16 protein-coding genes are annotated in these 19767 nt (G+C 73.7%); 12 read left to right on the top strand and 4 right to left on the bottom strand.

What is annotated here, in order from left to right; genetic code table 11:
• Positions 1-52 precede the first annotated feature (52 nt).
• Together speB and ACFY7C_RS10040 are read left to right on the top strand one after the other, a co-directional pair.
• Positions 53-1030, top strand: a complete 978-nt coding sequence (gene speB, locus ACFY7C_RS10035; RefSeq protein ID WP_389646675.1) for an agmatinase — start codon at positions 53-55, stop codon at positions 1028-1030.
• Between the two features lie 236 nt (positions 1031-1266).
• Positions 1267-2955, top strand: coding sequence for a thiamine pyrophosphate-binding protein (locus ACFY7C_RS10040; protein WP_389646678.1), 1689 nt, complete (start codon positions 1267-1269; stop codon positions 2953-2955).
• Positions 2956-3066: 111 nt separating this feature from the next.
• Here the strand turns inward: ACFY7C_RS10040 and ACFY7C_RS10045 are convergent, their stop codons facing one another.
• Positions 3067-3441, bottom strand: coding sequence for a hypothetical protein (locus ACFY7C_RS10045; RefSeq protein WP_389646681.1), 375 nt, complete (start codon positions 3439-3441; stop codon positions 3067-3069).
• Positions 3442-3592: 151 nt separating this feature from the next.
• Here ACFY7C_RS10045 and ACFY7C_RS10050 point away from each other — a divergent pair, with 151 nt between their 5' ends.
• The 4 genes from ACFY7C_RS10050 to ACFY7C_RS10065 all read left to right on the top strand — a co-directional run bounded on the left by ACFY7C_RS10050 (position 3593) and on the right by ACFY7C_RS10065 (position 9887).
• Complete coding sequence (locus ACFY7C_RS10050; protein ID WP_389646684.1) at positions 3593-7387, top strand: ABC transporter ATP-binding protein; 3795 nt, start codon at positions 3593-3595, stop codon at positions 7385-7387.
• 49 nt (positions 7388-7436) lie between these two features.
• Positions 7437-7814 (top strand): hypothetical protein, encoded by a 378-nt coding sequence (locus ACFY7C_RS10055; RefSeq protein ID WP_389646687.1) that lies wholly within the window; start codon positions 7437-7439, stop codon positions 7812-7814.
• Positions 7815-7864: 50 nt separating this feature from the next.
• Positions 7865-8299, top strand: coding sequence for a hypothetical protein (locus ACFY7C_RS10060; protein ID WP_389646690.1), 435 nt, complete (start codon positions 7865-7867; stop codon positions 8297-8299).
• Between the two features lie 127 nt (positions 8300-8426).
• The gene (locus ACFY7C_RS10065; RefSeq protein WP_389646693.1) at positions 8427-9887 is read left to right on the top strand and encodes an aminopeptidase; all 1461 of its coding nucleotides are present in this window, start codon (positions 8427-8429) and stop codon (positions 9885-9887) included.
• A gap of 84 nt (positions 9888-9971) precedes the next feature.
• Here ACFY7C_RS10065 and ACFY7C_RS10070 read toward each other — a convergent pair whose 3' ends face one another.
• Together ACFY7C_RS10070 and ACFY7C_RS10075 are read right to left on the bottom strand one after the other, a co-directional pair.
• Positions 9972-11795 carry a glycoside hydrolase family 3 protein gene (locus ACFY7C_RS10070; protein ID WP_389646696.1) on the bottom strand — a complete coding sequence of 608 codons (1824 nt, stop codon included), beginning with the start codon at positions 11793-11795 and terminating at the stop codon, positions 9972-9974.
• 92 nt (positions 11796-11887) lie between these two features.
• The gene (locus tag ACFY7C_RS10075; protein ID WP_389646699.1) at positions 11888-12799 is read right to left on the bottom strand and encodes a LysR family transcriptional regulator; all 912 of its coding nucleotides are present in this window, start codon (positions 12797-12799) and stop codon (positions 11888-11890) included.
• A 102-nt stretch (positions 12800-12901) separates the two neighbouring features.
• On the opposite strand from ACFY7C_RS10075, the gene ACFY7C_RS10080 reads away from it, so the two are divergent.
• Genes ACFY7C_RS10080 through ACFY7C_RS10090 form a run of 3 tightly spaced genes read left to right on the top strand, consistent with a single transcriptional unit; the run spans position 12902 to position 15246 of the window.
• Complete coding sequence (locus ACFY7C_RS10080; protein WP_389649432.1) at positions 12902-13816, top strand: EamA family transporter; 915 nt, start codon at positions 12902-12904, stop codon at positions 13814-13816.
• On the top strand, positions 13813-14631 hold the full coding sequence (locus ACFY7C_RS10085) for a hypothetical protein (RefSeq protein ID WP_389646702.1): 819 nt from the start codon (positions 13813-13815) through the stop codon (positions 14629-14631). Before ACFY7C_RS10080 ends, ACFY7C_RS10085 begins: the two co-directional genes overlap by 4 nt.
• A 30-nt stretch (positions 14632-14661) precedes the next feature.
• Complete coding sequence (locus ACFY7C_RS10090) at positions 14662-15246, top strand: AAA family ATPase (RefSeq protein ID WP_389646705.1); 585 nt, start codon at positions 14662-14664, stop codon at positions 15244-15246.
• Between the two features lie 92 nt (positions 15247-15338).
• On the opposite strand, the gene ACFY7C_RS10095 is transcribed toward ACFY7C_RS10090, so the two are convergent.
• The gene (locus tag ACFY7C_RS10095; RefSeq protein ID WP_389646708.1) at positions 15339-16394 is read right to left on the bottom strand and encodes a LacI family DNA-binding transcriptional regulator; all 1056 of its coding nucleotides are present in this window, start codon (positions 16392-16394) and stop codon (positions 15339-15341) included.
• 152 nt (positions 16395-16546) lie between these two features.
• On the opposite strand from ACFY7C_RS10095, the gene ACFY7C_RS10100 reads away from it, so the two are divergent.
• From ACFY7C_RS10100 to ACFY7C_RS10110, 3 genes are read left to right on the top strand one after another with little or no spacing between them, the layout of a single operon-like run.
• On the top strand, positions 16547-17704 hold the full coding sequence (locus tag ACFY7C_RS10100) for a Gfo/Idh/MocA family protein (RefSeq protein WP_389646711.1): 1158 nt from the start codon (positions 16547-16549) through the stop codon (positions 17702-17704).
• Positions 17701-18867, top strand: coding sequence for a dihydrodipicolinate synthase family protein (locus tag ACFY7C_RS10105; RefSeq protein WP_389646714.1), 1167 nt, complete (start codon positions 17701-17703; stop codon positions 18865-18867). The genes ACFY7C_RS10100 and ACFY7C_RS10105 overlap by 4 nt, the downstream gene beginning before the upstream one ends.
• Positions 18864-19667 carry a sugar phosphate isomerase/epimerase family protein gene (locus ACFY7C_RS10110; RefSeq protein WP_389646717.1) on the top strand — a complete coding sequence of 268 codons (804 nt, stop codon included), beginning with the start codon at positions 18864-18866 and terminating at the stop codon, positions 19665-19667. The genes ACFY7C_RS10105 and ACFY7C_RS10110 overlap by 4 nt, the downstream gene beginning before the upstream one ends.
• The last annotated feature ends 100 nt before the right edge of the window (positions 19668-19767 follow it).

Here is a 19767-nt window from a genome sequence, read left to right on the forward strand (position 1 = left end):
CGGCCACCTACTGTCGTGGCATCCAGGCCGAACATCCCAGGAGGACCCGACCATGAGCAGCAGCGACCAGAACGCCTTCCGCGGGCCGATCGACTCGTCCCGCATCCCGCGGTACGCCGGTCCCGCGACGTTCGCCCGGCTGCCGCGGCTCGACGAGGTCGGCACCGCCGACGTCGCCGTGGTCGGCGTCCCCTTCGACAGCGGCGTCTCCTACCGCCCCGGCGCCCGCTTCGGCGGCAACGCCATCCGCGAGGCCTCCCGCCTGCTGCGTCCCTACAACCCGGCCCAGGACGCCTCCCCGTTCGCCCTGGCCCAGGTCGCCGACGCCGGTGACATCGCCGCCAACCCGTTCAACATCAACGAGGCCGTCGAGACGGTCGAGGCCGCCGCCGACGACCTGCTCGCCACCGGCGCCCGTCTGATGACCCTGGGCGGCGACCACACCATCGCCCTGCCGCTGCTGCGTTCCGTCGCCAAGAAGCACGGCCCGGTCGCCCTGCTCCACTTCGACGCCCACCTGGACACCTGGGACACCTACTTCGGCGCCGAGTACACCCACGGCACGCCGTTCCGCCGGGCCGTCGAGGAGGGCATCCTCGACACCGAGGCGCTCTCCCACGTCGGCACCCGCGGCCCGCTCTACGGCAAGCAGGACCTCACCGACGACGAGAAGATGGGCTTCGGCATCGTCACGTCGGCGGACATCTACCGCCGCGGCGCCGACGAGGTCGCCGACCAGCTGCGCCAGCGCATCGGCGACCGCCCGCTCTACATCTCCATCGACATCGACTGCCTCGACCCGGCCCACGCCCCCGGCACCGGCACCCCCGAGGCCGGCGGCATGACCTCCCGCGAGCTCCTGGAGATCCTGCGCGGCCTCTCCTCCTGCAACCTGGTCTCCGCCGACGTCGTGGAGGTCGCCCCCGCCTACGACCACGCCGAGATCACCGCGGTCGCCGCCTCCCACACCGCGTACGAGCTGACCACGATCATGTCCCGCCAGATCGCGGCGAGCCGCGCGGCGCAGTAGCGGTGCGGTAGCGACGACGGGGCGGGGGCCGGAGGGGCTCGCCGCCCCGCCGGGCCCGGCCCGGCGCGCCCGGCCTCGGCGGGGCCGCCCGCCCGCAGGCCCGCCGTCCGGCCGGGCGGCCGGGGGCGACGCCCCGGCCGGGCCCCTCCTCCCTCCGCGCGCCATACTCGTGGCCGGAGCGGGCCGGCCGTACGTCCGCCGGGCCGCAACCGACCCGTACGCCTCGAGGGACTCCCATGACGCACGACCACGACCTGGTCCTCCGCCCCACCGCCGCGCAGACCGCCGCCGCGCTCAACCCGCCGCCCGGGCGCAACGGCGGTGACCTCGTCGTCGAGACCCTCGCCGGGCTCGGCGCGTCTACCGTCTTCGGGCTGCCGGGCCAGCACGCGCTCGGCATGTTCGACGCGCTGCGCCGTTCCTCGCTCCGGTACGTCGGCCTGCGCATGGAGAACAACGCGGGCTTCGCCGCCGACGCGTACGGCCGGATCACCGGCGAGGCCGCCCCGCTGCTGCTCTCCACCGGCCCCGGCGCGCTCATGTCGCTCGCCGCGCTCCAGGAGGCCGCCGCCGCCTCCGCGCCGGTCGTCGCCATCGGCAGCCAGGTCCCCGTCGCCGGGCTCGGCGGCGGCCGCCACGGCTATCTGCACGAGCTGCGCGACCAGCAGGCATCCTTCCGGGACGTCGTGAAGTCCGTCCACGCCGTCCGTACGCAGTCCCAGATCCCGTCCGCGGTCGCCGCGGCCTGGGAGTCGGCGCTCACCGCCCCGCACGGCCCGGTGTGGGTCGAGATCCCGCAGGACGTGCTGCTCGCGCCGACGAGCCTGCCGGTCGTCACGGCGATGGACGCGACCCCCGACGAGGTCGTGCCCCGCCCCGAGCTGACGGCGGTCGCCGCCGACCTGCTGGCGAAGGCGGCCCGGCCGGCGATCATCGCGGGCGGCGGGGTCGTCCGCTCCGACGCCTCCGGCAAGCTGCTCGCCCTCGCCGAGCGGATCAACGCCCCCGTCGTCACCACCTTCGGCGGCAAGGGCGCCTTCCCCTGGAAGCACCCGCTCTCCCTGCAGTCCTGGCTGGAGGACCGGCACACCACCGACTTCCTGGAGGACGCCGACGTCCTCCTCGTCGTCGGCTCCGGCCTCGGCGAGCTGTCCTCGAACTACCACACCTTCGCCCCGCGCGGCCGGGTGATCCAGATCGAGGCCGACGCCGGGAAGCTGGAGTCCAACCACCCCGCGCTCGGCATCCACGCCGACGCCCGGCTCGCCCTCCAGGCCCTCCTGGAGACCGTGGACGAGCGCCCGGACGACACGGCCCCGGAGCGGGTCCGTACGGTCCTGGCCAAGGTCGCGGACCGGATCGCCGCCCAGGACCTCGGCCTGGAGCAGCGGGTCGTCGCCGCCGTGCGGGAGGCCCTGCCGAACCGGGCCCCGAGCTTCTGGGACATGACGATCCTGGCCTACTGGGCCTGGTCCGCCTTCGACGCCCGGCACCCGAACACCATGCACTCCGCCCAGGGCGCCGGCGGCCTCGGCTACGCCTTCCCCGCCGCCCTCGGCGCGGCGGCCGCCGACCCCGGCCACCCGGTCCTCGCGGTCTCCGGCGACGGCGGCGCGATGTACTCGATCGCGGAGCTGGCGACGGCGAAGCAGTACGAGCTGGACGTGACCTGGCTGATCGTGGACGACGGCGGCTACGGGATCCTGCGCGAGTACATGACGGACGCCTTCGGCGAGCCGACGCCCACGGCCACCGAGCTGGCCCGCCCGGACTTCGTCGCCCTCGCGGAGTCCTTCGGCGTTCCCGCCGCCCTCACCACCCCCGACACGCTCGCCAAGGACCTCTCCGCCGCCCTGGCCACCCCCGGCCCCTCGGTGGTGGTCCTCCCGGCCCTGCTGCGGATGTTCGAGCCGACCCACCTGTGACCCCGGGCCCTCGCCGAGCGGATCCCGCCCGGGCCCTCCCCGGCCACGCCGGCCCGCGCCCCGACCCCGCCGTGGGGCCGGGCGCGGTCCGGGCCGTCGTGCCGTCGCTCCTCAGCCGGCGAGCTCCGCCCAGGCCTCGCGGTACGTGGCGGCCCGCGCCGCGTACCCCCGCCGGAACTCCTCCGCGGCGCTCTGCCCGAGCCCGTGCAGCGGCATGCGCTCCGGGCGTATCAGCCTCCCGATGTCGGCGAAGACCGTCGCGGCGGCCTCGGCCACCGTCCCGCCCTTCTGTCGCGCGGTGAACACCTGCCCGCCGACGTTTCGCAGATGGTCCTCGAAGACGCTCCGCGGCATGTAGGCCGTCCGCCGCACCTGCTGCTCCGGCACCGCCCCGATCCTCCCGCCCGCGGCGATGCCCTCCAGCGCCAGCAGCGCCGCGTACAGCTCACCCCAGGCGTACGGCCTGCCTTCCTCGACCCGCGACACGGACCACCCCTTCCCCTGCGCTCCGACGTGACCGCCCGACGGCGGCCGCCTGATTCCTACCCACCGCGGCCGCCGATTGTTGCGGCGGGATGAAATCGCACGTCGGCCGTGTTGGCCCTTCCGGTAGAACAGCACGGACGGGAGGCGCCACGTGGCGGCGGTGGGGCAGAAACAGGCGGGGCGGCGGGAGCCGGGGGAGCGCCCGCAGGGGTGGGCGCGGAGGCTGTGGGGGTACGCCTGGCGCTACCGGACCAACGTGGTGCTGGCGCTCGGCTCCTCCCTCGGCGGCATGGCCGTCATGGCCCTCGTGCCCCTGATCACCAAGGTGATCATCGACGACGTCATCGGCGACAAGAGCGGCTCGCTCGGCCTGTGGACCGGCCTCCTCCTCGCCTCCGCCGTCGTCGTCTACGCCCTCACCTATGTCCGTCGCTACTACGGCGGACGGCTCGCCCTCGACGTCCAGCACGACCTGCGCACCGAGATGTACGGGACCATCACCCGGCTCGACGGGCGGCGGCAGGACGAGCTGTCCACCGGGCAGGTCGTCGGACGCGCCACCAGCGACCTCCAGCTCATCCAGGGCCTTCTCTTCATGCTCCCGATGACCATCGGGAACGTGCTGCTGTTCCTCATCTCGCTCGGCGTGATGGCCGCCCTCTCCCTGCCCCTGACCGGCGTCGCCGTCGCCGTCGCCCCCGCCCTGTGGTGGATAGCCCGGCGCAGCCGCACCCGCCTGCACCCCGCCACCTGGTACGCGCAGGCGCAGGCCGCCGCCGTCGCCGGCGTCGTCGACGGGGCCGTCACCGGCGTCCGCGTCGTGAAGGGATTCGGTCAGGAGGAGCAGGAGACCGGCAAGATCCGCGAGGCCGGGCGCAGGCTGTTCGCCGGCCGGCTGCGCACCGTACGGCTGAACTCCCGCTACACCCCCGCCCTCCAGGCCGTCCCCGCCCTCGGCCAGGTGGCCGTCCTCGCCCTCGGCGGCTGGCTCGCCTACCGCGGGCAGATCACCCTCGGCACCTTCGTCGCCTTCTCCTCCTACCTCGCCTCCCTCGTCGGCCCGGTCCGGATGCTCGCCATGGTCCTCACCGTCGGCCAGCAGGCCCGCGCCGGCGTCGACCGGGTCCTGGAGCTCATCGACACCGAGCCGAGCCTGCGGGACGGCACCAAGGAGCTCCCGGCCGACGCCCCGGCGACCGTCGAGTTCGACGGCGTCTCCTTCGCGTACGAGGGCGCCGAGGGCAAGGCCCGCCCCGTCCTGGACGGCTTCTCGCTGGAGATCCGACCCGGCGAGACCGTCGCCGTCGTCGGCGCCTCCGGCTCCGGCAAGTCCACCGTCTCGCTGCTCCTGCCCCGCTTCTACGACGTGACCCAGGGCGCCGTCCTCGTCGGCGGCCACGACGTCCGCGAGCTCACCCTCGACTCGCTGCGGGCCGCGATCGGGCTCGTCCCCGAGGACTCCTTCCTCTTCTCCGACACCGTCCGCGCCAACATCGCCTACGGCGTCCCCGACGCCACCCAGGAGCAGATCGAGACCGCGGCCCGCGCCGCCCAGGCGGACCGGTTCATCGCCGAGCTCCCCGACGGGTACGACACCACGGTCGGCGAGCACGGACTGACCCTCTCCGGCGGCCAGCGCCAGCGCATCGCGCTGGCCCGCGCGATCCTCACCGACCCGCGGCTGCTCCTCCTCGACGACGCCACCTCCGCCGTCGACGCCCGCGTCGAGCACGAGATCCACGAGGCCCTCCGGTCCGTGATGGCGGGTCGCACCACGCTGCTCATCGCGCACCGCCGCTCCACCCTCGGACTCGCCGACCGCATCGCCGTCCTCGACGGCGGCCGGCTCGCCGACATCGGCACCCACGAGGAGCTGGAGGAGCGCTCCGCGCTCTACCGCCGGCTGCTCACCGACCCCGACGAGCTCGGTGCCGTCTCGCCCGGCCACGTCAGCCCCGCCGACGTCCCCGAGGACCGCACGCTGCGGGCCGAGCTTGACGCCGAGTTCGACGCCGAGCGCGGCATCACCCCCGCCCTGTGGGTGCGCGAGGGTACCGACGACCGCGAGACCGCGGCCCCGGGCGCCACGCCCGAGCTGCTCGCCGCCGTCGAGGCGCTGCCGCCCGCGACGGACACACCGGACGTCGACGAGGCCCGGGCCGTCGCGCCCGAGGACTCCTACGGCCTGCGCCGGCTGCTGCGCGGCTTCGGCCTGCCGCTGCTGGTCAGCCTCGCGCTGGTCGCCGTGGACGCGGGCACCGGCCTGCTGCTGCCGGTCCTCATCCGGCACGGCATCGACGAGGGCGTGAACCAGCTCGCGATCGGCGCGGTCTGGGCGGCCTCCGTGCTGGCCCTGCTGACCGTCCTGGTGCAGTGGGTCGCCCAGACCGCCGAGACCCGCATGACGGGCCGCACCGGCGAGCGGATCCTCTACGCGCTGCGGCTGAAGATCTTCGCCCAGCTCCAGCGGCTCGGCCTGGACTACTACGAGCGCGAGCTGACCGGCCGGATCATGACCCGGATGACCACGGACGTCGACGCCCTGTCGACCTTCCTGCAGACCGGTCTGGTCACCGCCTTCGTCTCCGTCGTCACCTTCTTCGGCATCATGGTCGCGCTGGTCGCGCTCGACCTCCAGCTCGCCCTGGTCGTCTTCGCGACCCTGCCGGTGCTCGCCGTCGCCACCTACTTCTTCCGCCGCGCCAGCGTGAAGGCGTACGAGCTGGCCCGCGAGCGGATCAGCGTCGTCAACGCCGACCTCCAGGAGTCCGTCGCCGGGCTGCGGATCGTGCAGGTGTTCCGGCGCGAGCGCGCGGGTGCTGCCCGGTTCGCGGCCCGCAGCGAGGAGTACCGCGAGGCCCGTGTCCGCGGCCAGTGGCTGATATCGATCTACTTCCCGTTCGTCACGCTGCTGTCCTCGGTGGCCGCCGCGGCCGTGCTGACCGTGGGCGCGCACCGCATCGAGGCCGGCACGCTCACCACCGGCGCGCTCGTCGCCTACCTGCTCTACATCGACCTGTTCTTCGCGCCGGTGCAGCAGCTCTCGCAGGTCTTCGACGGATACCAGCAGGCCGCCGTCTCGCTGAAGCGGATGCAGGAGCTCCTCCAGGAGCCGACCTCCACCGCCGGCGCGGACGCCCCGCTCGCCGTGCCCGCGCTGCGCGGGGAGATCGCCTTCGAGGACGTGTCCTTCGGCTACGGGTCGGGCGACGACGGCGAGGAGGCCCTGTCGGGCATCGACCTGCGCATCCCGGCCGGCCAGACCGTGGCCTTCGTCGGGGAGACCGGCGCGGGCAAGTCGACCCTGGTCAAGCTGGTCGCCCGGTTCTACGACCCGACGGGCGGCCGGGTCACCGCGGACGGCACCGACCTGCGCGAGCTCGACCTCACCGCGTACCGCCACCGGCTCGGCGTCGTGCCGCAGGAGGCGTATCTGTTCGCCGGGACGGTCCGTGACGCGATCGCGTACGGGCGTCCCGACGCGACCGACGCGGAGGTGGAGGCCGCGGCCCGCGCGGTCGGCGCCCACGACATGATCGCCACGCTCGACGGCGGCTACCTGCACGAGGTGGCCGAGCGCGGCCGTAACCTCTCGGCGGGCCAGCGCCAGCTGATCGCCCTGGCCCGGGCCGAGCTGGTCGACCCCGACGTGCTGCTGCTCGACGAGGCCACCGCCGCCCTCGACCTGGCCACCGAGGCCCAGGTCAACGCGGCCACCGACCGCCTGGCCGGCCGCCGCACGACCCTGGTCGTGGCCCACCGTCTCACCACGGCCGCCCGCGCCGACCGGGTGATCGTCATGGACCACGGCCGGATAGCCGAGGACGGCACCCACGACGAGCTGCTCGCCCGCGGCGGCCGGTACGCGGCGCTGTGGCGCACCTTCATCGGCGAGGCCGCCGACGTGGCCGACGAGGAGCAGCGGGCGGGCGCCGAGGCGATCTGAGTACGACAGCTCATTTCCGGCCAGGGGCCGGCGGGGTTGAATCGCAGGCATGAGCGATCACCTGCCGCCCCCGCCCGCCCCGGCCCCGGGCCCCGCCACCGCCCCGGGCGAGGCCCGCCGGCTGCGCACCCGCGCCCTGTGGGCCGGGCTGCTGCTGATCCCGGCGACCATCGGGGTCGTGATCCTCGCCCTCGCCTCGGAGAAGGGGACGAGCTGCGTGATGCACGACACCTGCGGCGACGTCCCCGGCTGGCTGACGCTGCTGACCCTCGCCGTCGGCGCCGCGGCCTGGATCCGGGCCCTGTCCACCCCGGACGGCGCGCCGCCCGCGCAGGACCGGATGGCCGCCCTCTGGATCCTGCTGGGCGCCGAGGCGCTCTTCCTCACGCTGGTCCTCGCCCACTTCACCGGCGGCACCCTGGAGTGAAGGGCGTCCCGCCCCCTGGCAACCGAATCGGCCCCGGCCGCGTCGTAAGCATGTACGGCAGGAGCAGGGGAGGGGTGCGTGTGTTCGGTGGGGTTCCGGTGAGGGCGGTCCGCAGGCTCTCCGCGTACGTGCTCGCCCTGGCCCTCGCCGCCGGTGTCCTCGTCCTGGCCGGGCCCGGCGCGGGCAGCGCCGACGCCGCGTCCGTCTGCAACGGGCGCCCCACCCGCACCGTCGGTTTCGCCACCGGGGAGCTGCGGCTCTACCGGACCAGGCACTACGTGTGCGCGCTCGCGGTGACCAAGCGGCCCGGTCCCCGGCAGGCGATGTCGGTGTCGCTGCAGCCGCGCGGCGGCCGGGCCGCCGTCAACTCCGGCCGGTTCACGCGCCAGGCCGGGCCGGTGACCGTGCACGCCCTGAACCGCTGCGTCCGGGCCTCCGCCTCCATCGCCGGCCGCGGCGCCTCCACCGGCTGGCTCCTGTGCTGAGGCGGGACGGCGGCCGGAACCGCACCCGATCCTGTGCACATCCATAGGTAAGTCCCAACCGGGTCTGGCGGCCCGCACGTTGACCCCGCTAGGTTCGCGACACCGTTGTGAACCAAGGGGAGGGTGAATGCGCAAGTCGCTCAGATGGCTGCTGTCGCTGTCGGTGCTCATAGGCACCGTCGGCTCGACCGGTGTGGCTACCGCCGTGGAACCGGAGTCCGGCAGCACGACCGTCGCCGACTCGCAGAGCGCTGACGCGCAGGCCACGGACATCAAGGACCGCATCCTGGCGATTCCCGGGATGAGCCTGATCGAGGAGAAGCCGTACGCCGGCTACCGCTTCTTCGTCCTGGAGTACGAGCAGCCGGTCGACCACCACCGCCCGTGGGCGGGTACGTTCAAGCAGCGGATCTCGATCCTCCACAAGGACACCGAGCGCCCCACCGTCTTCCGCACCAGCGGTTACGGGCTGAGCACCACGCCGAGCCGCAGCGAGCCGACCCGGATCGTCGACGGCAACCAGGTCTCCATGGAGTACCGGTTCTTCACGCCGTCCCGGCCGCAGCCCGCCGACTGGTCGAAGCTGGACATCTGGCAGGCCGCCAGCGACCAGCACCGCATCTTCACCGCCCTCAAGGCGGTCTACGGCAAGAAGTGGCTCTCCACCGGAGCCTCCAAGGGCGGCATGACGGCCACCTACTACGAGCGCTTCTACCCCAGGGACATGGACGGCGTCGTCGCCTATGTGGCGCCCAACGACGTGGTGAACAGGGAGGACTCGGCCTACGACCGGTTCTTCGAGAACGTCGGCACCAAGGAGTGCCGCGACCGGCTGAACGCCATGCAGCGCGAGGCCCTGGTGCGCCGGGAGCCGCTGCAGAAGAAGTTCGAGACCTGGGCGAAGACCGAGGGATACACCTTCAACACGCTCGGCTCGACCGACAAGGCGTACGAGGCCGTCGTCCTCGACTTCGTGTGGGGCTTCTGGCAGTACTACGGCGAGGACGTCTGCGACCAGGTACCGGCCGCCGCCACCGCGAGCGACGAGACCGTCTACGAGACGATCGACGCCTACGCCGGCTGGTCCGCCTACACCGACCAGGGCCTGGAGTACTACACCCCGTACTACTACCAGGCGGCCACCGAGCTCGGCTCGCCCAGCATCAGGCAGCCGCACCTCGACGGCCTGAGCCGCTACGGCTACCAGCCGGCGAGCGCCTTCGTGCCGCGCGAGATCCCGATGAAGTTCAAGCCGTGGGTCATGCGCGACGTGGACGACTGGGTCCGCAAGAACGCGAACCGGATGATGTTCGTCTACGGCGCCAACGACCCCTGGGGCGCCGAGCCGTTCCGGCTCGGCAAGGGCGCCCGTGACAGCTACGTCTACTACGCGCCGGGCGCCAACCACGGCGCCAACGTGGCCGGTCTCGTCGAGGCCGAGAAGGCGAAGGCCACCGCCCGCATCCTCGCCTGGGCCGGGGTCGACGCGCCGGCGGTGCAGGCGGCCCAGCCGCTCGCCCGCTTCGACGCGCGCCTCGACCGCCCGGTCGACGAGGAAGCGACCCGGGAGCACGGCCTGCGCCCGTAGGCCGCCCGGTTCCGCCCGTACGACGTGAGCCGGCGTCCCGTCCTTCCGACGGGGCGCCGGCTCCGCGCCATTCCTCGGCGGTCGTTACCCGTACGACAGGCCGTGGCCCACCGGGAAGAGCACCTTCGACGGGTCGTCGGCGCTCTGCACGGGGACGGGCAGCCGCCCGCGCGGCTCGGCCCGCCCGGCCAGCACCCGAACCGCCGCGCGCAGCTCGACGTCCGTCCAGGAGTAGGCGGCGAGGGTGGCCCGCTGGCCCTGGATCCGGGCCACGTCGTACGGGTTGCGGATGGCGACCGTCACCACGGGCACCCCGGTCGCGACCAGCCGGGCGACGAGGGTGCGCTGGGGGCTGGTCGCCGACACGTTGTAGGTGCCGACGACGACCAGGTCCTGACCGGCCGCGGCCGCCACCGCCTCCTCGATCCGCGCGGCGGTCGGGGTGATCCCGGTGGACAGGGCCCGGGCCGTGAAGCCGAGTTCGGTGAGCGCGCCGGCCAGGGTGGTGGTCGGCGGGCCCGTGGTGCCGGACGGCGAGGCCGGGTCGGCGCCGACGACGAGCACCCTGGGGTGGCTGAGCCGGCTCACCGGCAGGAAGCCGCCCTCGTTGACCAGGAGGGTCGTGGTCCGCTCGGCGATCCGGTCGGCGTGCGCGCGGTGGGCCGCGGTGCCGACCGTCCGGTCGACCTCGGCACGGGTGACGTACGGGTCCTTGAAGAGGCCCAGCCTCGCCTTGAGACGCAGGATCCGCAGGATCGATTCATCGAGCCGGTCCTCGGTCAGCTCGCCGTCCTTCACGGCCTTGAGGACCGCGTTCCAGGCGACCGACAGGTTCGGCGGGTTGAGCAGCTGGTCCACGCCCGCCTTGAGCGCGAGGACCGGGACGCGCTCGTCCCCGTACTTCGTCCGTACGCCCTCCATGCCGAGCGAGTCGGTGACGACGACGCCGTCGTAGCCGAGCCGTTCGCGCAGGATGCCGGTGAGGATGGGGCGGGACAGGGTCGCCGGGTCCCCGCTCGGGTCGAGCGAGGGCACGACGATGTGCGCCGTCATGATCGAGTCGATGCCGGCGGCGATCGCCGCCCGGAACGGCGGGGCGTCGAGCGCCTCCCACTGCGCGCGGGTGTGGGTGATGGTCGGCAGCCCGTAGTGGCTGTCGACGGCCGTGTCGCCGTGCCCGGGGAAGTGCTTGGAGGTCGCCGCGACCCCCGCCCGCTGGTAGCCCTTGACCTGGGCGGCCACCAGGGCGGCGACGGCCTCGGGGTCGGAGCCGTAGGAGCGGACGCCGATCACCGGGTTGGCCGGGTTGACGTTGACGTCGGCCACCGGGGCGTAGTTCTGCCTTATGCCGACGGCCGCGAGCTCGGCGCCCGCGATCTGCGCCGCCTTGCGGGCGTCGGCGTGCGAGCCGCCGGCCCCGAGCGCCATGGCGCCGGGCAGCAGGGTGGCCGGCTCGCCGACCCGGCAGACGATGCCGTGCTCCTGGTCGGTGGAGATCAGCAGCGGGATCGGGGTGGGCTGGGCGAGACCGGCCCGCTGGATGCCGTTGGAGAGGTCCGCGATCTGGTGCGGGTCGCGGGTGTTGTGCGCCCAGGAGAAGTAGATGACGCCGCCGACGTGATAACGCTCGATCAGCTCGGCGGCGGTGCGGACGCCGGTCTCCTTGAGGTTGGCGTCGATGTCGGCCTGGTCGGGGTCGGTGGCGGAGTGGCCGTAGACCCGCATGACGAAGAGCTGGCCGACCTTCTCCTCCAGGGACATCCGGGAGAGGAGGATGCGCAGCTTGTCGTCCTGGCTGTCCTCGGCCGCGTGAGCCGGGGTGGTCACGCCCGTGACGGCGGCCGCCGTCACGGCCGCCGTCACCGTGAGAAGGGTGCGTCTGGAGGGGGATGGGGCGCGGTGGGGCACTGGTGCTCCTTCCGTGAAGGAAACTGCCAAGGTGCCACGGATAGCCGGAAAGTAACTGCCAGGTCAAGGATCGGCGCAAGAATCGCGGCCCGTCACCCGGTCGCCGCAACCTCGGGCCAACGCTCCTGGAGGGCACGGACGGTCTCCGTGATGGCCGGCCGCCGCGCCGCACCCGTACGCCACACGGCCCGCAGCCGCCGCCTCGGCACCGGGTCGAGCAGCAGCGGCACGACCCCGTCCGGCAGCGGCCCGCGCCCGAGCCGCGGTACGAGGGCGATGCCGAGCCCCGCCGCGACCAGCGCGACCTGGGTGTGGTTCTCCTCGGCCTGATGGGCGACCCGCGGTGCGTACCCGGCCGCCCGCAGCGTCCGGACCAGCCAGTCGTGACACACCGTCCCCGGCGGCTGGATGATCCAGCGCTCCTCCACCAGCTCCTCCCGGCGCACCGCCTCGCGCACCGCCAGCGGATGGTCCCGGGGCACGAGGATGTCGCACAGGTCGTCACCGATCACCGCCTGCTCCACGCCCGGCGGCACCGGCAGCGGGGCGATGTCCCAGTCGTGCGCCACGGCCAGGTCGAGCACGCCCCGTGCCACCAGGTCCACCGAGAGGTGCGGATCCACCTCCGACAGCCGGGCGTCGAGGGCCGGGTGACGACGGGCCAGGTCCGCGAGCACCGGCGGCATCAGGCCACGTGCCGCGCTCGGGAAGCAGCCGATCCGGAGCCGCCCCGCCGGCAGCCCGCGCCCCTCCTCCAGGCGCACCTCGGCCTCCTCGACCAGCGACAGCAGCCGCTGGGCCGTGTCGGCGAGCTGATGCGCCTCGTCGGTCAGCCGGACGCCCCGCCCGCTGCGTTCGAGCAGGGTCGTGCGGGTCTCCCGCTCCAGCTTGGCGATCTGCTGGGAGACGGCCGACGGGGTGTAGCCGAGGGCGGCGGCAGCGGCACCGACCGTGCCGTGCACGGCGACGGCGTGCAGCGCCCGCAGGCGTCCGAGATCCAGCATGCGCTCGCTCCTTCGCTCGCTCCTGGATGTAGCGGTGCTTCATCCAACCATGAAGGAATCCGTGCTGGTGCTACACGGTCCGGCCGGGTGATCCTCGACCGTATGCGCCCCGCCCACATCGCCCTCGCCGCCCTGGTCACAGCCCTCTGGGGCGCCAACTTCGTCGTCATCGACATCGGCCTCGACCACTTCCCGCCGCTGCTCTTCTCCGCGCTCCGCTTCCTCGTCGCCGCCCTGCCGGCCGTCTTCTTCGTCGGCCGCCCCAAGGTGGCCTGGAAGTGGATCGTGGGCGTCGGACTGGCCCTCGGCGTCGCCAAGTTCGGCCTGCTCTTCGCCGGCATGAGCCTGGGCGCTCCGGCCGGTCTGTCCTCCCTGATCCTGCAGGTCCAGGCCGTGTTCACGGCCGTGTTCGCCTTCCTCGCGCTCGGCGAACGGCCGGGGCGCGTCAAGCTGCTCGGCATGGCCGTCGCCCTCGCCGGCATCGGGGTCGCCGCCGTCGACGAGGGCGGGTCGGGCTCGCTGACCGGCTTCGTCCTGGTGATCGCGGCCGCCGTCGGCTGGGGCGTCTCCAACGTCCTCACCCGCAAGGCCGCTCCGCCCGACGCCCTCAACTTCATGGTGTGGGTCTGCACGGTCCCCGTCCTGCCGCTGCTCGGCCTCTCCCTGCTCCTGGAGGGCCCCGAGCGTGACCTGGCCGCCCTGCGCGCCCTCGACCCGGTGGGCGTCGGCGTCATCGTCTTCATCGCCTGGGTCGCCACCGTCCTGGGATTCGGCGCCTGGGGCTGGCTGCTGCGCCGCTACCCGGCTTCCTCGGTGGCGCCGTTCTCGCTCCTCGTCCCGGTCTTCGGGATGTCGTCGGCGGCCCTCTTCCTGGGCGAGGAGATCACCCCGCTGCGGTGGTGCGCGGCGGCCCTGCTGGTCGGCGGAGTGGCGCTGACCTCCCTGCCGCGCAAGGCCGTCGCGGAACCGGAGGTTAGGGTGCTGGTGCCGACGCCGAACGGGGGAACCGCACCGTGAACCAGCCGCCGCAGCCGCAGTCGTACGGACAACAGCCGTACGGACAACAGCCGTACGGGCAGCAGTCGTACGGGCAGCCGTACCCGCAGCCGCAGTCGTACGGGCAGCAGCCGTACGGTCAGACCCCGGGACCGTACGGACAGCAGTCGTACGGGCAGCAGGCCCCCGCGTACGGGCAACAGCCGTGGGGAGCCGGCCCCTCCGGGCCCCAGGGCTGCGAGGTGTGCGGCGCGCAGCCCACGGCGGTGGTGACGGTCCGCGCGCACCAGGGCATGGTCGTCATCATGCGCACGGTCACCAGGCGCGGTGCCTTCTGCCGCACCTGTGGCCTCGCCGTCTACCGGACGATGACCTCCGAGACCCTGGTGACCGGCTGGTGGGGCCTCTTCTCCTTCTTCGTCACGCCGTTCATCGTGCTCGGCAACCTCAGTGCCCGTTCCGCCCTCCGGCGGCTGCCCGAGCCGTTCGGCGCCCAGCGGCCGCCCCTGGACCCGGGGCGGCGGGTGCTGCTGCGCGCGCCCGCGATGCTGGTCCTCACCCCGTTCGCGCTCGTCCTGGCGGCGATCCCGGCGCTCTTCCTGATCGGACTCTTCGCGGGCGGCAAGGACGAGCCGGTGGCGCTGTCCGTCGGCGACTGCGTCCGCAACGAGGCGGAGTGGCCCGACCAGGAGCTGACGAAGGTGGACTGCGGCTCGTCGCTCGCCGAGTACCGCGTCGCGGACGCGTCCTCCTGCGGGCCGGCCGACTACCTCCTGCGCGCCGAATACGTGATCGACTCGCCCGGGGAGCCCGGCTACTGTGTCACGCGCCTGTGACCGTACGGTGCTGAAAGGCCGTTGCCCCGCATGAGCTTCACGAACGTCACCGTCGACTCCGTCGGACCCGCCCCCGGCGCGGTCCTCCTCGTCGGCATCCCCGGCAGCGGCAAGAGCACCGTCTCGGCGGCCCTCGCGGCCCGCTTCGCGCGCTCCGCGCACATCGAGGTCGACCACCTCCAGGAGCTGATCGTCCAGGGCGGCCACTGGCCCACCCCCGACGGCGACCCGGAGGCCGACCGGCAGATCCTGCTCCGCGCCCGCAACGCCTGCCTCCTCGCGGACAGCTTCGTCGCGGCCGGCTTCCTCCCGGTCCTCGACGACGTGGTCGTCCGCCGCTCCCACCTCGACTTCTACCGCGCGCGGTTCACGACGGGCCCGCTGAGCGTGGTCGTCCTCGCCCCCGGCCCCGACAAGGCCTGGGAGCGCAACAACGCCCGCCACAAGAGGCTGACCACGAACTGGGCCTTCCTCGACGCGGCCATGCGCGAGGAGCTCGCGGACCAGGGCGTCTGGATCGACAACGCGGAGCAGACGGTGGAGGAGACGGTGGACGCGGTCCTGGACGCGACCGGGCTCGTCAGTGCTGCTCGCGCGGGAACCCGTCCGTCCTGACCGTGATCTCGCGCCCTTCGAGGGGCAGGACCAGGTCCTCACCGAAGGTGATCCGCTCCCGAAGCCGATCGTGACGTCCGAGAGGATGCCGCCTACCCCCGCGGCGCCGCCGTCGAGCCCCGCACCACCAGCTCCGCCGGGACGGTCGTCAGTCCACCCGGAGGGGTCGGCTCCGTGCCCAGGGCCAGGCGGCCGGCCCGCGCCCCCGCCTCGTACAGCGGCAGGCGTACGGTCGTCAGCGCCGGCACCACGTCGACCGAGAACGGCAGGTCGTCGAAGCCCGCCACCGAGACGTCGCCCGGGATGCCGAGGCCCCGGTCGCGCAGGGCCGCGCACACACCCAGCGCGACGGTGTCGTTGGCGGCGACCACGGCGGTCAGGGCGGGGTCGAGGCGCAGGAGTTCGACGGTCGCGTCGTAGCCGGACGCGCGGTCGTACGGACCGTGGACCGTGGGCCCCTCGGCCACCCCGGCCGCCCGCAGCGCCTCCCGGTGGCCCTCGAGCCGGTGCCGGGTCGTGGTGCGGTCCGCCGGGCCCGCCACGTAACCGATGCGCCGGTGCCCGAGCGAGAGCAGGTGCTCGGCGAGCCGGCGCGCCCCGGCCCGGTTGTCGAAGGCGAGGGTCGCCGCGCCCACGTGCGCCGCGTCCGCGCCCAGCGGCGGCCGCCCGCACAGCACCACCCGGGTGCCGGCCTCGGCGAGCCGGGCCAGCTTGGCCGTGACGGCCGCCAGGTGCTCGGCGTCCTCCAGGGAGCCGCCGGTGAGGATCACGGCGGCGGCCCGCTGTCGCTGGAGCAGGGTCAGATAGGTGAGCTCGCGCTCGGGAGAGCCGCCCGTGTTGCAGACCACGGCCAGTTTCTCGCCCCCGGCGCGCCCCGCCCCGCTCTCGCCGATCGCGCTCTGCGCCGCCCCGGCCATGATCCCGAAGAAGGGGTCGGCGATGTCGTTGACGAGGATGCCGACCAGGTCGGAGGTGGCGGCGGCGAGTGAGCTCGCGGGGCCGTTGGGCACGTAGTCGAGCTCGTCGACGGCGCGCATGACCCGCTCCCTGGTCGCGGCGGCGACCGGGTAGTTGCCGTTGAGGACGCGGGAGACGGTCGCGGGCGAGACCCGTGCGCGTGCGGCCACGTCCGCCAGGGTGACGGTCATCGCGTACGTACCTCCAGGGCCCTTGTCGGCGGTGATGTCGGCAGGCTAGCGTCATCCACGATAGAAAGCGCTTTCCATCGTGCTTTCGATCCTGCTTTCGCTCGTGCCTCGTCAGCGCGGAGCACGGCTCGCCGGGGAGAGGAAACACCTTCGTGACACGCAGAACGGTCCGCATCGCCATGAACGGCGTCACCGGACGCATGGGCTACCGCCAGCACCTCGTCCGCTCGATCCTCGCCCTGCGCGAGCAGGGCGGACTCGACCTCGGGAACGGCGAGACCCTCTGGCCCGAGCCGGTCCTCGTCGGCCGCCGCGAGCCCGCCCTGCGCGCCCTCGCCGAGCGGCACGGACTGACCGAGTGGTCCACCGACCTCGACGCCGTCCTCGCCGACGACTCCGTCGACGTCTACTTCGACGCCCAGGTCACCTCCGCCCGCGTCGAGGCCCTCACCAAGGCCATCGCGGCGGGCAAGCACGTCTACACCGAGAAGCCCACCGCCGCCGACCTCGACGGCGCCCTCCACCTCGCCCGCCTCGCCCGCGACGCCGGCATCCGCCACGGCGTCGTCCAGGACAAGCTCTTCCTCCCCGGCCTGCGCAAGCTGAAGCGGCTGATCGACGGCGGCTTCTTCGGCGAGATCCTGTCCGTGCGCGGCGAGTTCGGCTACTGGGTCTTCGAGGGCGACTGGCAGGAGGCCCAGCGGCCCAGCTGGAACTACCGCGCCGAGGACGGCGGCGGCATCGTCGTCGACATGTTCCCGCACTGGGAGTACGTGCTCCACGAGCTCTTCGGCCGGGTCACCTCCGTCACCGCGCACGTCGCCACCCACGTCCCGCGCCGCTGGGACGAGCAGGGCAAGCCCTACGAGGCGACCGCCGACGACGCCGCGTACGGCATCTTCCAGCTGGAAGGCGGCGCGATCGCCCAGATCAACTCCTCCTGGGCGGTCCGCGTCCACCGCGACGAGCTCGTCGAGTTCCAGGTCGACGGCACCCACGGCTCCGCCGTCGCCGGCCTGCGCGGCTGCCGCGTCCAGCACCGCTCGGCCACCCCCAAGCCGGTCTGGAACCCCGACCTCCCGCTGAACGCCGGGGAGTCCTTCCGCGACCAGTGGCAGCAGGTCCCCGACAACGCCGAGTTCGACAACGGCTTCAAGGCCCAGTGGGAGCTCTTCCTGCGCCATGTCGCCCTCGGCGAGCCGTACCACTGGGACCTGCTCGCGGGCGCGCGCGGTGTGCAGCTGGCCGAACTGGGCCTGCGCTCGGCCGCCGAGGGCCGCCGCCTGGAGGTCCCGGAGGTGACCCTGTGATCCGGCTGCCCCGGGCGGGCGGCGGCGTACGGGAGTACGCGCCGCGCGGCGAGCCCCGGGCCCTCTCCGCGGGCGGCCCGCTCACCTCCCGTACCGTCTTCTCCGCCGCGCACGTCGTCGCCGACCCGTACGCCGACACCACTCCCGACTCCCCGGCCGCCGTGGACTGGGACGCCACCCTCGCCTTCCGCCGCCACCTGTGGTCCCACGGCCTCGGCGTCGCCGAGGCGATGGACACCGCCCAGCGCGGCATGGGCCTCGACTGGGCCGGGGCGGCCGAGCTGATCCGCCGCTCCGCCGCCGAGGCGAAGGCGGTCGGCGGCGCGATCGCGTGCGGCGTCGGCACCGACCAGCTCACCGCCGGCCCCGCCGGCCTGGCCGATGTCCGCAAGGCGTACGAGGAGCAGCTCGCCCTCGTCGAGGAGACCGGCTCCCAGGCCATCCTGATGGCCTCCCGCGCGCTGGCCGCCGCGGCGAGGGGCCCCGAGGACTACGCCGAGATCTACGGCCACCTCCTCCGGCAGGCGAGCGAGCCGGTCATCCTGCACTGGCTCGGCCCGATGTTCGACCCGGCGCTCGAGGGCTACTGGGGATCGGGCGACCTCGACACGGCGACGGAGACCTTCCTCGACGTGATCGCGGCCCATCCCGACAAGGTCGACGGCATCAAGGTGTCGCTCCTCGACGCCCGGCGCGAGGTCGACCTCCGGCGGCGCCTCCCCGACGGCGTGCGCTGCTACACCGGCGACGACTTCCACTACCCCGAGCTGATCGCGGGCGAGGAGCCTTCGGCGGGCGGGCGCTTCAGCCACGCGCTGCTGGGCATCTTCGACCCGCTGGGCCCACTGGCCGCCGAGGCGGTCCGGGTCCTCGACACCGGCGACCGGGACGGCTTCCGGGCGCTCCTCGATCCGACCGTCGAGCTCTCCCGCCACCTCTTCCAGGCCCCGACCCGCTTCTACAAGACCGGCGTGGTGTTCCTCGCCTGGCTGGCCGGCCACCAGGACCACTTCACGATGGTCGGCGGCCTCCAGTCCGCCCGCTCGCTCCCGCACCTCGCCCGTGCGTACGAACTCGCCGACGGGCTCGGCCTGTTCGCCGACCCCGCCCTCGCCGAGTCCCGGATGCGGTCCCTCCTCACGGTGTACGGAGTCCCTCGGTGAACCCCGACCGCTTCAGCATCAACCAGATGACGGTGAAGCAGCTGCCGCTGCCCGAACTCGTCGCCCACTGCGTCCGCCTCGGCGTCCAGGGCATCGGGCTGTGGCGCGAACCGGTCCAGGCCTACGGGATCGAGGCCGCCGCCGCCCTCGTACGGGACGCCGAGCTCACCGTCACCACCCTGTGCCGGGGCGGCTTCTTCACGCGCGAGGGCTGGGAGGAGGAGAACCGGGCCGCGATCGACGAGGCGGCGGCCCTCGGCACCGACACCCTGGTCCTGGTCTCCGGCGGCCTGCCCCAGGGCAGCCGCGACCTGCCCGCCGCCCGCGCCCGGATCGCCGACGCGATCGGCACCCTCGCCCCGTACGCGGGGGAGCGGGGCGTACGGCTCGCGATCGAGCCCCTCCACCCCATGTACGCCTCGGACCGCTGCGCGGTCTCCACCCTGGACCAGGCCCTGGAGATCGCCGAACGCTTCCCGGCCGAACAGGTGGGCGTGGTCGTCGACACCTACCACCTGTGGTGGGACGAGCGCGCTCCCGACGCGGTCGCCCGCGCGGGCGCGGCCGGACGCATCCACTCCTTCCAGCTCGCCGACTGGACCACCCCGCTCCCGGCCGGCGTCCTCAACGGCCGGGGCCAGCTGGGCACGGGCGCGATCGACCTCACGGCGTGGTCCGCCCTCGTCGAGAAGGCCGGTTACACCGGCCCGGTGGAGGTCGAGCTCTTCAACGACGAGCTGTGGGCCAGGGACGGCGCCGAGGTCCTGGAGGAGACCTTGGAGGCGTTCCTGGCGGTGTGACCTCCCCCGGCCGAACGGCGCGTGGAGCGTCGCGTACGGCCGGGGGACAGGGGCCGGGAGTGTGCGCCCGGCCCGGCACGGAGGGGGTGCGGCCCTCCGT

The sequence above is a fragment of the Streptomyces sp. NPDC012769 genome (assembly GCF_042901205.1).
In the GTDB taxonomy this organism is placed as follows: domain Bacteria; phylum Actinomycetota; class Actinomycetes; order Streptomycetales; family Streptomycetaceae; genus Streptomyces.

Coding starts and splice junctions, on each gene's coding strand:
- speB (WP_389646675.1), top strand. CDS start 53: ATGAGCAGCAGCGACCAGAACGCCTTCCGCGGGCCGATCGACTCGTCC.
- ACFY7C_RS10040 (WP_389646678.1), top strand. CDS start 1,267: ATGACGCACGACCACGACCTGGTCCTCCGCCCCACCGCCGCGCAGACC.
- ACFY7C_RS10055 (WP_389646687.1), top strand. CDS start 7,437: ATGAGCGATCACCTGCCGCCCCCGCCCGCCCCGGCCCCGGGCCCCGCC.
- ACFY7C_RS10060 (WP_389646690.1), top strand. CDS start 7,865: ATGTACGGCAGGAGCAGGGGAGGGGTGCGTGTGTTCGGTGGGGTTCCG.
- ACFY7C_RS10065 (WP_389646693.1), top strand. CDS start 8,427: ATGCGCAAGTCGCTCAGATGGCTGCTGTCGCTGTCGGTGCTCATAGGC.
- ACFY7C_RS10075 (WP_389646699.1), bottom strand. CDS start 12,799: ATGCTGGATCTCGGACGCCTGCGGGCGCTGCACGCCGTCGCCGTGCAC.
- ACFY7C_RS10080 (WP_389649432.1), top strand. CDS start 12,902: ATGCGCCCCGCCCACATCGCCCTCGCCGCCCTGGTCACAGCCCTCTGG.
- ACFY7C_RS10090 (WP_389646705.1), top strand. CDS start 14,662: ATGAGCTTCACGAACGTCACCGTCGACTCCGTCGGACCCGCCCCCGGC.
- ACFY7C_RS10095 (WP_389646708.1), bottom strand. CDS start 16,394: ATGACCGTCACCCTGGCGGACGTGGCCGCACGCGCACGGGTCTCGCCC.